The organism is Mycolicibacterium chengduense (assembly GCF_033741155.1).
Lineage (GTDB): Bacteria > Actinomycetota > Actinomycetes > Mycobacteriales > Mycobacteriaceae > Mycobacterium.
The window spans coordinates 462,185-476,237 of sequence record NZ_JAWQNH010000001.1; the positions used below are offsets into that span (position 1 = coordinate 462,185).

Genomic DNA, 14,053 nt, shown 5'->3' on the forward strand with positions numbered 1-14,053 from the left:
TGACCTAACCCGACAGGTGGAAGTTGCCCGACTGGCCGTAGACGGACAGTGTGATGGTCAGCAGGACGAATACCGTTGCGGTGACCGATGTTCGCACGGCGCGGCCGACAGCCTCTCCCACGCCGGCCGGTCCGCCGGAGGCGGTGAAGCCGTAGTAGGTGTGCACAACCATGACCGCGGCCGCCATCGACAGCGCGGCGACGAACGACCACACCAGGTCCATTGGGCGCAGGAAGGTGGAGAAGTAGTGCTGGTAGACGCCGTTGGACTGGCCGTAGATCACGGTGGTGCCGAACTGGGTGGCCAGGAACGACATCAGCACGGCCACGGTGTAGAGCGGGATGACCACCACCACCCCGGCGACGATGCGAGTGGACACCAGGTAGGTGATGGACCGGATACCCATCACCTCCAGCGCGTCGATCTCTTCGTTGATCCGCATGGCACCCAGCTGCGCGGTGGCGCCGGCGCCGATGGTCGCGGCGAGGGCCACCCCCGCCGTGGCGGGGGCGATGAATCGGACGTTGAGGAAGGCCGACAAAAATCCGGTGAGTGCTTCGATGCCGACGTTGGAGAGGGTGTTGTAGCCCTGGACGGCGATCAGCGCCCCGGTGGACAAGGTGAGGAACCCGATGATGACGACCGTGCCGCCGATGACGGCCAGCGCCCCGGTGCCCAGTCCCATGACCGCGATGAGCCGCAGCACCTCACCGGGGTAGCGCCGGAGGGCGTCGGCGATGAACGCCAGGGACTGGCCGTAGAACGCGGTCTGCTCCCCCAGGGTGCGCAGCCGGTCGACCACGGTGCGTCTGGTGGCGGTGGAGTCGGTCATCACGGCGCCACCTTCACGCCCAGTGCCGTCGCCAAGATGTTGATGAGGAACAGCGCCATGAAGGCGAACACCACCGTCTCGTTGACGGCGTTGCCGACGCCGGTCGGGCCGCCACCCACGGAAAGCCCTTTGTAGCAGGCAATCAGGCCGGCCGACAGGCCGAACAGCAGGGCTTTCACCAACGACACGATGACCTGCGGCAAGCCGGTCAGCAGTGTCAGGCCGGCAACGAATGCGCCGGGGGTGACGTGCTGGACGTACACCACGAAGATGTAGCTGCCGGTCAGGCCCACCACCGCGACCACCGAGTACAGCATCAGCGCCACGAAGGTGGCGGCGACGACACGTGGAACTACGAGGGCTTGAACGGGATTGACGCCGATTACCTTCATCGCGTCGATCTCTTCGCGGATGGTGCGGGCGCCCAGGTCGGCGCACATCGCGGTGGCGCCCGCCCCGGCGACGACGATGGCGGTGACTACCGGCCCCACCTGGGTGACCGACGCCAGCGCGGCACCTGCGCCGGACAGATCCCCGGCGCCGATCTCCAGCAGCACGATGTTGAGAGTGAAGACGATCAGCACGGTGTACGGGATGGACAGCATGATGGTCGGGAAGATGGACACCCGGGCGACGAACGAGATCTGTTCGAAGAGCTCGCGCCAGGCGAACGGCCGCCGGAACGCGGCCGTGAGCGTCTCGGCGGACAGCACCACGAAGCCGCCCACGGCATCCATGGACTTGCTCAGCTGCGCCGACCCGTTCACCGCGCGGACGTTAAGACTGCACCAGTTAGCTGTCAAAGGGAACGTCGACAGGAACGTCGACGTCAATATCGGATTTTGCTGGTCGGTTTGACGGGAAGCGTTTTGCTCATGCTGATCCCATCTCGCCGATGGAAACGCTTGCCGCGCAGTAAGCTCGAACCCATGGCCCCTGCTACGCCCGACGTCGACCCGACTGTGCCACCCAGTGGTACCGGATGTGTGGAATGTGAGGAGGCGGGCGGCTGGTGGGTGCACCTGCGCCGGTGCGCGGCGTGCGGGCACATCGGCTGCTGCGACGATTCGCTGGCCAGGCACGCGCAGGCGCATTGGCGCCAGTCCGGCCACCCTGTCATCCGCAGCTTCGAGCCGGACGAGGACTGGTTCTGGAACTATGACACCAACGCCTACTACGACGGTCCGGAATTGGCTGCCCCGCAAGGCCATCCGGTCGACCAGCCGGTGCCGGGGCCGCGTGGGCGGGTGCCGAGGGACTGGATGAGCCAGCTCCAGGAGCGCCAGGACTGAGCCCGGCCGCCGCTCAGCCCCTCAACACGGCCTGGGCGGCGTTGTAGCCGGGGATGAAGGTGATACCCGGTCCGCCGTGGCAGCCGGCACTGCCGAGGTACAGGCCCTCGACCGGAAGGGGGTGGTCGGCATAGCCGGTTGGCCCGGGCCGGTTGGGCCCCATCTGCTCGGGATGGATGAGACCGTGGCAGTAGTCCCCGCCGGGCGCACCGAACATGGTGCCCATGTGTTTCGGGGTGAAGGTGGTGTGCCGGGTGATGAGCTTCTCGAAATCCGGTGCGATGCGGGTGATCTTCTCGATGACGCGGCGGCCCATCTCGGCTTTGAGTTCACCGTAGGACGTCGAGGCCGCCTCGGGGCCGTCTTGGATGGGGAACCACAGCGAGAACGCCGACACGGCGTGCTTCCCCGGTGGCGCGAGGTCGGGGTCGTGCACCGACGGCAGCTGCATCGCGACGGCCGGGTCGGCCGGCACGATGCCGCGCCTGCTGTCCTCCCACTGCTGCTGCAGTTCCTCGGGAGTGTTGAAAAGACCAATGGCAGATTGCATCTCGGGGTCATTGAGGATGCCGTAGGGCTCGGCGAAGGTGGGGATGCCGTCCAGCGCGAAGTGCATCTGCAGATAGCTCCCGCGGTGGTCAATGCGGGCGAAGCGTTCCCGGACATCGGCGGGGATGGCGGCGGGGTCGAGGAGTTCGTTGACGGTGAGGTCGGGGGCGACACCCGAGACCACCACCGGCGCGGTGATGGTGGACCCGTCCTCCAGGCGCACGCCGGTGACGCGGCCGCCGACGACCAAGATCTGCTGCACCTTGGCCCGCAGCCGCAGTTCACCCCCGGCGTCGGTGAGTCGGCGCAGTAGGTGATCGGTGAGCGCTCCGATGCCTCCGCGCAGCTTCTTCATCAGCACGGCGTTCTCGTCGGGGACGGCGAGGCCGAAGGCCAGCGCCGCGGCGCTGCCAGGGGTGGCGGGGCCCCGGTAGGTGGTGTTGACGGCGAGGAAGGACAGCATGCCGCGCAGCGCGCCGTGTTTCTCACTGTCGGGCAGATACCGGTTCAGCACGTCGGTGACCGAGCCGAACAGCGTGTCACTGATGGCCGAGCGCTCGAATTCGTTTGTGGCGCAGGCATACATCTCGTCGAGCGTGCGGGACGGGCGGCCCGCGTCGAACCGGCCGAGCGCCCGGGTAGGCGCCTGGCTCCAGGCCATCAGCCCGGCCATGCCGTTGACCGCTTCGGCGCCGTGCACCTCGTTGAGGTGGGTGAGCAGCTTCATCGGGTCGGTGTAATAGACCACCGGATCATCGCCGATGCCGCGCAGTGACACCGACATCACGTCGACGTCGACGGTCGGTAGTTCGTCGAGCCCGAGTTCGGCGCTGACCGCCGCCGAGGTCGGGAACTGCAGCGACCCGGCGATCTCGAACTTGTAGCCGTCGAAGAGTTCGACGGTGGAGGCCATGCCCCCGGCGTAGAGCTTGGCGTCCAGGCACACCGTGTGCAGTCCGGCGCGCTGCAGGAGTGCGGCGGCGGCGAGACCGTTGTGGCCCGCACCGATGACGATGGCATCGAAATCCGTGGAATCCGGCATCAACCGAGGCTCGCAGCCGGAGCAAGTTTTGTCAATATTGACAAAACTATATCGGCAGGATGCCGGTCTCCAGAGAGTTCAGTGCCGTCTTGCACAGCCGCGCCAACTCGGGCAGCGATCGCTCGCCCAGCATCCACACCTCCATGGCCCCGAACACGGCGGCCGCGATGCACCGGGCCGCCACCGTCACCCGCAGCTGGTCGTCGGTGCCCGGCCGGGGCGGATGGTCGCGAAGCAGATGCCCCTCGACCACCTCGGCGAAATCCGCTTCGACCTGCCGGATGTGCCGCACGATCCGGCCCGGCTCCAATTCCTCGGCGCGCAGCTCGGCGATCTTGGCCACCGCCTCCACGTCGTAGGGCGAGGCCAGGATCGCCGAGTGCACCGACTCGACGATCGACTCGCCGGAGGTCCGTTCGGCCAGGGCCGCGCGGAACCATTCCAAACCGGCGTCGTAGTCCACGAACAGCAGGTCGTGCTTGGACGAGAAATGTCGGTAGAAGGTCCGCAGCGACACCCCGGCATCGGCGGCGATCTGTTCGGCCGAGGTGTCCTCGACACCCTGCGCCAGGAAACGCACCAGGGCGGCCTGCCGGAGCGCTTCGCGGGTGCGCTCGCTGCGCGCCGTTTGAGCTGGCCGGACCATCCCTGCAACGTACCGCAGCGCGGTAGTTAGCAGGCCGGCGTGATGAGCGCGATGGTGGCCGCCACCGCCTCCTCGGTGAAATCGCTCATCGCTCCGCCGTTCTCGACGGTGACCGCGGTGAGCTCACGAAGCCCGCCCAACAGCATGATCAACCGCTGCCGCGAGATCGGTCCGATCCCCGCGTCCCGGAACATCTGGCTGTCCACCAGGCCGTGCACCAGGCCGACGAACTGTTCCATGGCGTCGCGGGTGAGTTGGCGGCCCGCCGCACCCAGGGAGGGGCCGTCCCGGATCCAGCTCAGCGTCAGGTCGGGCCGGGACTCGGCCGAGGTGATCCACGCCTCGATGGCTTGGCGGGCCTGCTGCTGCCACGGCGCCGTCGAGTCGACCGCCGCGGCGATCTGGCGCACCTGGTCGGCATTGGCCTCGCTGAGCAGTCCGACGAAACATTCCTCCTTGCTGGCGAAATGCTCGTAGAAGGTGCGCCGGGAGGTCCGGGCCCGACGCACGATATCGGCGATCGTCGTCTTGGCATAACCGGTTTCGGCAATCGACTCTTCGAAGGCCGTGAGCAGTCGCTGCCGGAAGTCGGGTGCAGCGGGTTCGGTTGTCACCAGGTCCACCTCATATCGGGCAGTCATCGTACTGCCCGGCAACGCGCAGGAGATGCACAGCGAGCAGCCCCATACTGGCCGCCATGTATCCGGCGGTGGCTCCGCTGACGCTGTCCACCGCGCTCACGTCGTGGACGGTCGACGCGGCTTCGGCGGCGCTGCTCCTGCTGGCAGGCAGCGCCTACGCATGGTGTTGCCGGCGCGCCGCCGTGCCCGCCGCGCGGCGGGCGGCGTTCTGGTCCGGTATCGGGGTCTGGGTGCTGGCCACCATGAGCATGGTCGGGGTCTACGCCCCGGTGCTGTTCTGGGTGCGGGCGCTGCAGGTGCTGCTGTTGCTGTTCGTGGTTCCCATGCTGCTGGCGTTGGGCACCCCGTTGACGGCGGTGCGCCAGGCCGGCGGCGCCGCCGTCGTCGACCGGGTGCTCGCCGGGCGCACCGCGCGGGCCCTCACCCACCCGGCGACCACCTCGGTCGTGATGCTGGCCACCCCGTGGCTGTTGTACCTGACCCCCTGGTACGTCGCGTCGTTGACGAACCCGGTGCTGGCACCGCTCACCCGGATCATGCTGCCGTTCATCGGTTTCGGTTACTTCTATGCGCGCATCCAGGCCGATCCGGTGCCGCGTCGGTACCCCCAGATGCTGTCGATGGTCATCAGCATCGCCGAAACCCTCGGCGACGGACTGCTGGGCATCGTGTTGTGGTTGGGCCCGCTGATCGCCACCGACTACTACCTAGCCGTCAACCGCACCTGGGGTCCGAGCCAGCGGGTGGACCAGTCCGTCGGCGCCGGCATCCTGTGGATCCTCGGCGATGTGCTGGGGGTGCCGTTCCTGATGGTGCTGATGCGCGCGATGTCCTCCGACGAGAAAAAGCAGGCCGCGGTCATCGATACCGCACTGGACGCCGAGTCCGAAGCCGCCGCTCCGACGCTGTGGTGGGAAGCCGATCCGCAGTTGCGGGACCGATTCCACCGCCGCACAACCGATTAGGTATCCATGCTGAGTTATCTCCAAGCCGTGCTGATCGGCGCCTTGCAAGGTGTCACCGAGTTGTTCCCCATCTCCAGCCTGGGCCACTCCGTGCTGGTTCCGGCCTGGCTCGGCGGGTCGTGGAGTGACCTTGTCACACAGGGCAATTCGAACGGCCATACGCCCTATCTGGCGTTCGTGGTGGGCCTGCACGTCGCGACCGCGCTGGCGTTGCTGGTGTTCTACTGGCGGGACTGGGTGCGCATCGTCGGCGCCTTGATCACCTCGGTGCGCACGCGCCGCATCGAGACCTCCGCGCAGCGGCTGGGCTGGCTGCTCATCATCGCCACGGTGCCGACCGGGTTGCTGGGCCTGGCGTTCGAACATCCCCTGCGCAGACTGTTCGCGACCCCACTGGTGGCCGCGGTGTTCCTCACCCTCAACGGTGTGATTCTTGCCATAGGCGAGCTGCTGCAACGCCGTCGCGCGGGCACCCGCGCCCTGGTCGAATTGCAGCCGCTGGAGGCCGCCGGGATCGGTTTGGCGCAGAGCCTGGCGCTGCTGGCCGGGATCAGCCGCTCAGGCGTCACCATTGTCGGTGGCCTGCTGCGCGGCCTGGACCACGAGGACGCAGCGAAGTTCGCGTTTCTGCTGGCCACACCGATAATCCTGGCTGCCGGTGTGCTCAAGCTGCCGGAGCTGGCCGGCCCCGCCGGGCACGGCATCGGCGGGCAGGTGCTCGCCGGATCCGCCGTCGCGGCGCTGACGGCATACCTGTCCGTCCGCTTCCTGACGCGCTACTTCCAGCACCGAACCTTGCTGCCGTTCGCCGTCTATTGCGTTATCGCGGGAGCGGCCTCGGTCGTACACTTCGCCTGATATGCCCGACGCCGCCCGGCACCGAATGCCTGAACCGCCTCGGCGCCGGCTCCGCTGGGCCCGCGTCGTCCTTGCCATGGTTTCGGCCGTGCTGGTGGCGGTGTCCGGGGCGGCATGGTGGACCACCCGCGGCGTGCTGACCGGCTTCACCGTCTCGCAGGCACTGGCCGAGACCGTGCACACCAACGGCGGACCGATCACCATCCTGCTGATCGGCTTGGACTCGCGTAAAGATCAGCACGGCAACGACCTGCCGCAAGAGGTGCTCGACCAATTGCACGCCGGGGACTCCGAGACCGGCGGCTACAACACCAACACCCTGATCCTGGTGCACATCGACGCCGGCAACAAGGTCACCGCGTTCTCCATCCCGCGGGACGACTACGTCGAATTCCACCGCCTGCCCGGCTACACCAACATCAAGATCAAAGAGGCGTACGGGCTGACGAAGTTCTACACCGAGCAGCACCTGGCCGACCAAGGCATCGACGACCGCGAACAGCTGGAGATGGCGGGGCGCGAAGCCGGCCGGGCGGCCACCCTGGGCGCGGTGCGCAACCTGGTCGGCGTGCCCATCGACTACTTCGCCGAGATCAACCTGGGCGGCTTCTACGATCTGGCCTCCAGCCTGGGCGGTATCCAGGTGTGCCTCAATCACGCTGTGCACGACGACTATTCGGGTGCCGATTTCCCGGCCGGCCATCAGACCCTGAACGCCGCACAGGCGCTGGCCTTTGTCCGTCAGCGGCACGGCCTGGAGAACGGTGATCTGGACCGGACGCATCGCCAGCAGGCGTTCCTGGTCGCGGTGATGCGCCAGCTCCAAGAGTCCGGCGCGTTCACCGATCTGGGCAAACTGAACGAGTTGATGGCCATCGCGCACAAGGACATCGTGTTGTCCGGCGGCTGGGACTCCGACCTGTTCCGCAGGCTCGGCGCGATCAGCGGCTCCGACGTCGTCTACAAAACACTGCCGGTGCTGCGCTATGACACCCGAAACGGCCAGGACGTCAACATCATCGACCCCGATGCCATCAAAGCCCAGGTGCGCGAAGCATTTTCCGACGGTAACGCCGTCACCAACACGGCCGCCGTTCCGACCAACCCGATCCAGGTGGTCAACGCCGAGAGCAACTGGACGGCGTCCGCGGTGGCCACCGCCCTGGAAAAGCGCGGATACCAGGTGGAAAAGCCCGACGTACAGCTCGACGACAAGCCCACCCTGACCACCATCAGCTACGGGACCGGCGCCGAGGACGTGGCCCAGCGGCTGTCCGGGTTGCTCGGCGACGTGGTCACCGTGCCCGGTAAGGATCTGCCCGCCGGCCAGGTCCGCGTGGTGATCGGCAACGGCTACCTGGTGCCGACCAAACTGACCGCGTCGGAATCCGAGACGTCCAGCAGCACGACCACCTCGTCGACACCCACGACCACCACCACGGCGACGCACTCGCCGTGGTTCGGTGTCGACGATGGCGCCGACAACGACACGACGCCCGACCACGGACTGCCGGTCAGCGGCGACCGCACACCCTGCGTGAACTGAGGTCACAGCCGGTTGACATTCGTCACCGAGTCAACCGTCAGCACCCCGTCCTAACCTGGCGCAGCGATGACGCTGCCATTCCTGGGCCCGATCACGCTGGCGGGTTTCGCCCACGCCTGGTTCTTCCTGTTCGCGCTGGTCGCCGCGGCCGTCGCGGTGTTGTACGTGGTGATGCTGCGCTGCCGGCGCACCCAGGTTCTGCGGTTTGCGAACCTGCACATCCTGGAACAGGTGGCGCGGGTACGCCGGGACCGGTGGCGGCATGTGTCGGCGGCGCTGCTGGTGGCTGCCCTGCTGCTGCTGACCTGCGCCCTGGCCGGGCCCACCCACGATGTGCGGATCCCACGGGATCGGGCGGTGGTGATGCTGGTGATCGACGTGTCGGAGTCCATGCGGGCCACCGACGTGGCGCCCAGCCGGCTGGCCGCGGCGCAGGCGGCCGGGAAGAAGTTCACCGATGAGCTGACCCCGGGTATCAACCTCGGGTTGATCGCCTTCGGCGGGTCGGCGACGGTGTTGGTGGCGCCGACCACCAACCGCGCCAAGATGCGCAACGCCATCGACGGGCTCAAGCCGGAGGAACGCACTGCGACCGGTGAGGCGATCTTCACCGCGCTGCAGGCCATCTCCACCGCCGACGCGATCGTCGGTGGCGGGGACGGTCCGCCGCCGTCGCGCATCGTGCTGGAGTCCGACGGCAAGGAGACGGTGCCCTCGGAGCCCGATGAGTCGCGTGGTGCGTTCACCGCGGCCCGCGCAGCCCGCGATCAGGGCGTGCCGATCTCGACGATCTCGTTCGGCACCCCGGACGGCTACGTCGACCTCAACGGCATCCGGCAGCCGGTGCCGGTCGACGATGCCACCCTGAAGAAGATCTCCGAGATCACCAAGGGGCAGATGTTCCACGCGTCGAATCTCGACCAGCTCAACGGGGTCTACGACACGCTGCAGCAGCAGATCGGGTACCAAACGGTGCCCGGGGACGCCAGCGCCGGCTGGCTGCGGCTGGCCGTGCTGGTGACGGTGGCGTCGGCGGTGACAGCGCTGACCCGCAATCGCCGGCTACCCGCCTGAGGACATAAGAAAAGCCCGGGGCATCAGCGGCCCGGGCTCTTCTTGAGGAGGGTGGTCAGAAGGTGGGGATGAAGGTCCCGTCGACCCAGACACCCCAGTGGTTCCAGCCGGCGTCCCACACCTGCGGGTTGCCGTTGGCCCAGACGGGATCGACCGGCTTGGGCGGTGCCCACGCCGGCGGCGAGGAAACAGTCGGACCGGCCGGCGGGGCCGGCGGCATCGGGACGGGCTCGGCGCTGGCGGTACCGGCCAGGGCGAGCGGCCCGGCGAACAGGGCGGTGGCCACGGCCGCACCCGCGCACACGTTCTTGATCCTCATCGATCGTTCCTCTCCACGCGGTTGTCTCCGAACACGCTGAACGGGAGGTTATGTACCAATGTGGTGGGCTGGGTAAACGTGGGGGTGACGCAGATCTCAGTGCGGCCACTGCGTGACAGCGGTTATGCCCAGCCTCACGGAACTCGCTGCTACCTCAAGAGAAACACCAGGGACGGAAACCGTTGTGAGTGTCATTCGCGTGAACTTGATGCCTGAGTTCTATTTTGGCGACGACGCGGTGTTGCTGACGCTGGACGGCGACGGTGTTGCTGACATCCTCGCCGCGATCAGCGAGGCCATTCGCGTCGGGTCATCTCGGCTACTTCATGCTGATGTCACTCAAGAATTCCGGATTGAGCCCGGCGCCGCCACTATCGAACTAAGTCCTAGTTGTATCTCATGGCGGCTCGACGCTGCCAAAGCGGCAGAATTAGCAGCGGACTTGAGCGTTCTGAACGAGAGCGACGGGCATAATCCCGGCCACTTCTACGTAGACATCACGGCACCCGCCGACACCCTCGTCATCTCCCGCGACGAATACGTCGATGTCGTGTATCCGTGGATATCGCCAGGCGACGATTCTCAAAAAGGCTCTTCGAGCACCGGCACATGATCCTCCTCAAGCTCCATAGAGGCACAGGAAATGCCGCCCTGCCTTCGTTAGAGTCGCCTGCCTGCTACTCGGAGTGGTACTGCCAGATGACTGCGGTCAGGAGCAAATTTCCTCAAACTCAAACGGCGGGAAGTGACAACTGACGGAACCCGGACCGAACACATCACGCTGGCGGCCAAGCGCAGATGCCCGTCTGCAGAGATAGACCTTTGTGACCACCCGGCAACCTTGGCCGACGGCCGCGGTGAGCGCACAGCCTGCCGGTCCGGCAACCATCACGTAATCTGTTGCCGGACAATATTTTTCGCACTGCGAGAGGGCGGCCCACGCCCTACGATGCCAGCATGCCCGACAACGAATTGTGCTGGACTCCCGCAACCGAACTCGCCGACGCCGTCCGTACCGGCTCGATCGCGGTCACCGAGATCGCGACCGCGTTCGCCGATCGCATCGAGTCGATGAACCCCGGTCTGAACGCCTATATCCACTTCGACCGGGACCAGGTCCTGGCCGACGCCGCCGCACTGCACGACGAGTTGACCAGCGGCGCGCCGCGCGGGCCCCTGCACGGCGTCCCGTTCTCGATCAAAGGCCTGACCACCATGGCCGGACTGCCGTTCGACTCCTCGCTCAAACCACTGGCGGGACAGGTTGGCAGACACGATGCCACCGTGGTGACGCGGTTGAAGGAGGCCGGCGGGCTGTTCCTGGGCAAGACCAACGCCCCGGAGTTCGGTTACTACGGCGGCACCGACAGTCACCTCTACGGCCCCACCCACAACCCGTGGAAGCACGGCCACACCGCGGGTGGATCCAGCGGCGGCGCGGCCGCGGCCGTCGCAGCGGGCCTGGGACCACTGGCCGAAGGTGCCGACGGTGCCGGATCGGTGCGCATACCGGCGGCGATGTGCGGCGTGGTGGGCTTCAAACCGTCGCTGGGCCGCATCCCGCACACGCTCCTGGACGGCAGGCACTACACCCACATCTTCCACGGACCGATCACCCGCACCGTCGCCGATGCGGCGCTGATGTTCTCGGTGATGGCGGGGCCGTCGGACTCCGACCCGAACAGCGTGCCCGCCGACGGCATCGACTACGCGGCAGCCACCGCCGGTGACGTCACGGGGTGGCGGGTCGCCTGGTCGCCCGATCTCGGCCTGGGCCATGTCGATCCAGAGGTGGTGGCGGTATGCGCAGAAGCGGTGCGGGCCTTCGAATCTCTGGGAGCCACCGTCGAAGAGGCCACCCCGGCATGGGGCAACCCGGAAGAAGCCATGTGGAAGGGACTGTGGATTCCGGGGTACTCGTGTGAGTACGACGTCCTGGACTGGAAATCCCAGCACGGCCAGGTCGACGACAACCTGATTGAGATTTTCGAGCAGGCCGAGACCCTGACCGCAGTGGACATCGGCCGGGCTGAGGCATTTCGCGGCCAGATGTGGGACACCTTCAGCGAATTCATGCGGACCTATGACATTCTGGTCAGCCCGACGCTGGCGACCCCCACGTTTCCGTTGGAGCGCTTCGCCCCGCACTGGCTCGAAGGGCAGTCGCTGCAACGCCAGCTGCTGGGTTGGCTGCTGACCTACCCGTACAACATGACCACCACACCCGCCATCACCGTGCCCGCGGGATTCACCGCCGACGGCCGGCCCGTCGGGCTGCAGATCGCCGGGGCGCACCGCGCCGATGCCGCCGTCCTGCGCGCCGCGGCCAACTACGAGGCGGCCCGGCCCTGGGCCGACGCCAGGCCGGCTGTCTAGAGTGACGCGAGCCAGAACGGCCAACGCGGGTCCGCCATTTTCAACCGGGCGCGCATCAGCTTCCAGCAGCCGTACTTGTGATAGTCGAAATCCCATGCCGTACTGAGCTGTTGGTTCACGCATGCCCATAGGCCCCATTTGGTGTCGGCCAGCGCACCGCAGACCTGGACCCGGGCGAGCAGGCCGAAATCACTGCGGCCGTAGAAGTCCTCGACGAGTTCGATGATCTGTTCCTCGGTATAGAACATCTCGGTAGTCAGCAACGCCAGCTCGTAGGCGCGCTCGTTGTTCGAGGCGAACTCGTAGTCGACCAGCTTCATCGGCCCGCCGTCGGCGACGAGGAAATTACCGGGCATCGGATCGTTGTGGCAGGCAGCCAGATCCAGCCCGGAGGCAAGCAGCGCCGACTTGGCCACCTGGTACTCGCCGAGGATCAGCTCGGCATCGGCAGGCAGCCGCACCCCGAGTTCGCCGACCTGAGCCAGGTGCTCGTCGATCATGTCGAACATCGTCTTGGTGACGCTGAGCAGGCCGCCGTCGTGCAGCACCCGGTAGATGTCGATGATCTGATGGGCGACGGCGATATCCTTGAAATCACCGTTGGTGCAGGCCCGGTAGCCCTCCAGGAACTCGATCACCTCGACACCGGTACCGGCATCGAAGTACACCAACTGCGCGCCGATTCCCTTGTCGCCGGCCCGTCGCGCGGCTTCGTTGGCCAGCGCCCGGTCGATGAAGGTGTCGCTGCCCTCGCCGGGGATCTTGAGGAAGTAGCGGGTGTCGCTGCCGGCAACGGTGATGCGCCAGTTGCTGTTCTGCAGGCCACCGAACACCGGAGCGTATTCGATGTGCTTTCCGCGCCAGATCTCGATCGCTGCCAACGCTGCTTCCACGCGTCGTTCGACATCGTTGCGCGCGCTGCCGAGCACCCGGTTACCGGTGGCGTCGCGTGTCGTCGGTGAGGCGGTCACAGGTTGTTCACCCGATCGTAGAAGGCGCGCTCACCGAGACCGGCCCGCGCCCGCAGGAACTGCCAGTCGGAGAGTTTCGAGTATTCGAGGGTGCCCGGACGTGCGTGGTCCGCGTAGGCGCCGATCAATCCCCAACGGACACAGTCGGCGACACCGTAGACCCGCGCGCGATCGAACAGCGTTTGATCGAAACTCCCCCAGGCCGCCGCGAACACCTCACGCGCCGTCGAGTCGAACGGGCGGACCTCAGCCAGCAGAACGCCGATATCCTGCAGCGGGTCCATCAACGCCGCGACATCCCAATCCACCAGCAACATCCGGCCGTCGTCGGCAAGCAGCACATTCGACACGTTGCCGTCACCGTGGCACGGCACCAGGTCGAAACCGGATGCCGCTATCCGCTTCTCGGCCATGCTCAGCATGCGCAGCATCCAGTCGAAGTCGGCAGGCAGGGTCACCCCGTTGGCCGTGGCCAGTGCGGTCAAGGTGCGGATATCGTCGAAGACGGTGGCCGTGCGGGTAATCGCGCCGAAATCGTGCACCTGCGCCCGTAGCGCGATCAGCTGTTCCAGCCGGGCGTCGTCGTCGAAGATATCCAGGGTCGCCGTGGACGAGCTGTCGACCAGGTTCTCCAGAACCAGGATTCCGGCGGTGGGGTCGGCCGCGTACACCGCGGGACCCACCCCGCGCAGACCGGCCTCCGCCGCGGCGGCGAATGCGTGCGGAATGTCGATATAAGCGCCCGCGTGGCCGATCATCGACTTGACGAAAGCAGCTGACGTCGTGCCGGACTCGTCGTCACCGCGCACATCGAAACACTCGGAGTCCGCACCCCACCAACTCGGGCTGGCCATCGTGGGGGTGGGATCGGCCGCGATGGCGCCGGTGAACAGGCCCATGGCCCGCAACGGCAGCGCTATCGGCGGTGCGGTGGCACTCATG

Annotated in this window: 15 protein-coding genes; 7 read left to right on the top strand and 8 right to left on the bottom strand. The window is 66.8% G+C overall.

The features are described 5' to 3' along the window. Positions 1–4: 4 nt before the first annotated feature. Together SBI67_RS02295 and SBI67_RS02300 are read right to left on the bottom strand one after the other, a co-directional pair. Positions 5–832, bottom strand: a complete 828-nt coding sequence (locus tag SBI67_RS02295) for an ABC transporter permease (RefSeq protein WP_318979006.1) — start codon at positions 830–832, stop codon at positions 5–7. Beyond that, positions 832–1,569 (bottom strand): MlaE family ABC transporter permease, encoded by a 738-nt coding sequence (locus SBI67_RS02300; RefSeq protein ID WP_413232401.1) that lies wholly within the window; start codon positions 1,567–1,569, stop codon positions 832–834. The genes SBI67_RS02295 and SBI67_RS02300 overlap by 1 nt, the downstream gene beginning before the upstream one ends. A 192-nt stretch (positions 1,570–1,761) precedes the next feature. Here SBI67_RS02300 and SBI67_RS02305 point away from each other — a divergent pair, with 192 nt between their 5' ends. Beyond that, positions 1,762–2,124, top strand: a complete 363-nt coding sequence (locus SBI67_RS02305) for a UBP-type zinc finger domain-containing protein (RefSeq protein ID WP_318979008.1) — start codon at positions 1,762–1,764, stop codon at positions 2,122–2,124. 13 nt (positions 2,125–2,137) lie between these two features. On the opposite strand, the gene SBI67_RS02310 is transcribed toward SBI67_RS02305, so the two are convergent. Genes SBI67_RS02310 through SBI67_RS02320 form a run of 3 tightly spaced genes read right to left on the bottom strand, consistent with a single transcriptional unit; the run spans position 2,138 to position 4,975 of the window. Next, positions 2,138–3,715 (bottom strand): phytoene desaturase family protein, encoded by a 1,578-nt coding sequence (locus tag SBI67_RS02310; RefSeq protein WP_318979009.1) that lies wholly within the window; start codon positions 3,713–3,715, stop codon positions 2,138–2,140. A 46-nt stretch (positions 3,716–3,761) separates the two neighbouring features. Beyond that, positions 3,762–4,361 carry a TetR/AcrR family transcriptional regulator gene (locus SBI67_RS02315; protein ID WP_318979010.1) on the bottom strand — a complete coding sequence of 200 codons (600 nt, stop codon included), beginning with the start codon at positions 4,359–4,361 and terminating at the stop codon, positions 3,762–3,764. A gap of 26 nt (positions 4,362–4,387) precedes the next feature. Further along, positions 4,388–4,975 carry a TetR/AcrR family transcriptional regulator gene (locus tag SBI67_RS02320; RefSeq protein WP_318979011.1) on the bottom strand — a complete coding sequence of 196 codons (588 nt, stop codon included), beginning with the start codon at positions 4,973–4,975 and terminating at the stop codon, positions 4,388–4,390. 83 nt (positions 4,976–5,058) lie between these two features. On the opposite strand from SBI67_RS02320, the gene SBI67_RS02325 reads away from it, so the two are divergent. From SBI67_RS02325 to SBI67_RS02340, 4 genes are all read left to right on the top strand, one after another. Next, positions 5,059–5,967, top strand: a complete 909-nt coding sequence (locus tag SBI67_RS02325) for a cytochrome c oxidase assembly protein (protein ID WP_318979012.1) — start codon at positions 5,059–5,061, stop codon at positions 5,965–5,967. 6 nt (positions 5,968–5,973) lie between these two features. Beyond that, positions 5,974–6,825 carry an undecaprenyl-diphosphate phosphatase gene (locus SBI67_RS02330; RefSeq protein ID WP_318979013.1) on the top strand — a complete coding sequence of 284 codons (852 nt, stop codon included), beginning with the start codon at positions 5,974–5,976 and terminating at the stop codon, positions 6,823–6,825. Position 6,826: 1 nt separating this feature from the next. Beyond that, positions 6,827–8,371 (top strand): LCP family protein, encoded by a 1,545-nt coding sequence (locus SBI67_RS02335; RefSeq protein ID WP_318979014.1) that lies wholly within the window; start codon positions 6,827–6,829, stop codon positions 8,369–8,371. Between the two features lie 66 nt (positions 8,372–8,437). Further along, the gene (locus SBI67_RS02340; protein ID WP_318979015.1) at positions 8,438–9,445 is read left to right on the top strand and encodes a VWA domain-containing protein; all 1,008 of its coding nucleotides are present in this window, start codon (positions 8,438–8,440) and stop codon (positions 9,443–9,445) included. Positions 9,446–9,500: 55 nt separating this feature from the next. Here SBI67_RS02340 and SBI67_RS02345 read toward each other — a convergent pair whose 3' ends face one another. Beyond that, a complete protein-coding gene (locus tag SBI67_RS02345; protein ID WP_318979016.1) occupies positions 9,501–9,764 on the bottom strand; it encodes a hypothetical protein in 264 nt (87 codons plus the stop codon). 184 nt (positions 9,765–9,948) lie between these two features. On the opposite strand from SBI67_RS02345, the gene SBI67_RS02350 reads away from it, so the two are divergent. Together SBI67_RS02350 and SBI67_RS02355 are read left to right on the top strand one after the other, a co-directional pair. Then, complete coding sequence (locus tag SBI67_RS02350) at positions 9,949–10,377, top strand: hypothetical protein (protein WP_318979017.1); 429 nt, start codon at positions 9,949–9,951, stop codon at positions 10,375–10,377. 344 nt (positions 10,378–10,721) lie between these two features. Beyond that, a complete protein-coding gene (locus SBI67_RS02355) occupies positions 10,722–12,140 on the top strand; it encodes an amidase (protein ID WP_318979018.1) in 1,419 nt (472 codons plus the stop codon). Here the strand turns inward: SBI67_RS02355 and SBI67_RS02360 are convergent. After that, complete coding sequence (locus tag SBI67_RS02360; RefSeq protein ID WP_318979019.1) at positions 12,137–13,111, bottom strand: phosphotransferase; 975 nt, start codon at positions 13,109–13,111, stop codon at positions 12,137–12,139. The genes SBI67_RS02355 and SBI67_RS02360 overlap by 4 nt on opposite strands. Then, positions 13,108–14,052 carry a phosphotransferase gene (locus SBI67_RS02365; protein WP_318979020.1) on the bottom strand — a complete coding sequence of 315 codons (945 nt, stop codon included), beginning with the start codon at positions 14,050–14,052 and terminating at the stop codon, positions 13,108–13,110. Before SBI67_RS02365 ends, SBI67_RS02360 begins: the two co-directional genes overlap by 4 nt. Between the last annotated feature and the right edge of the window lies 1 nt (position 14,053).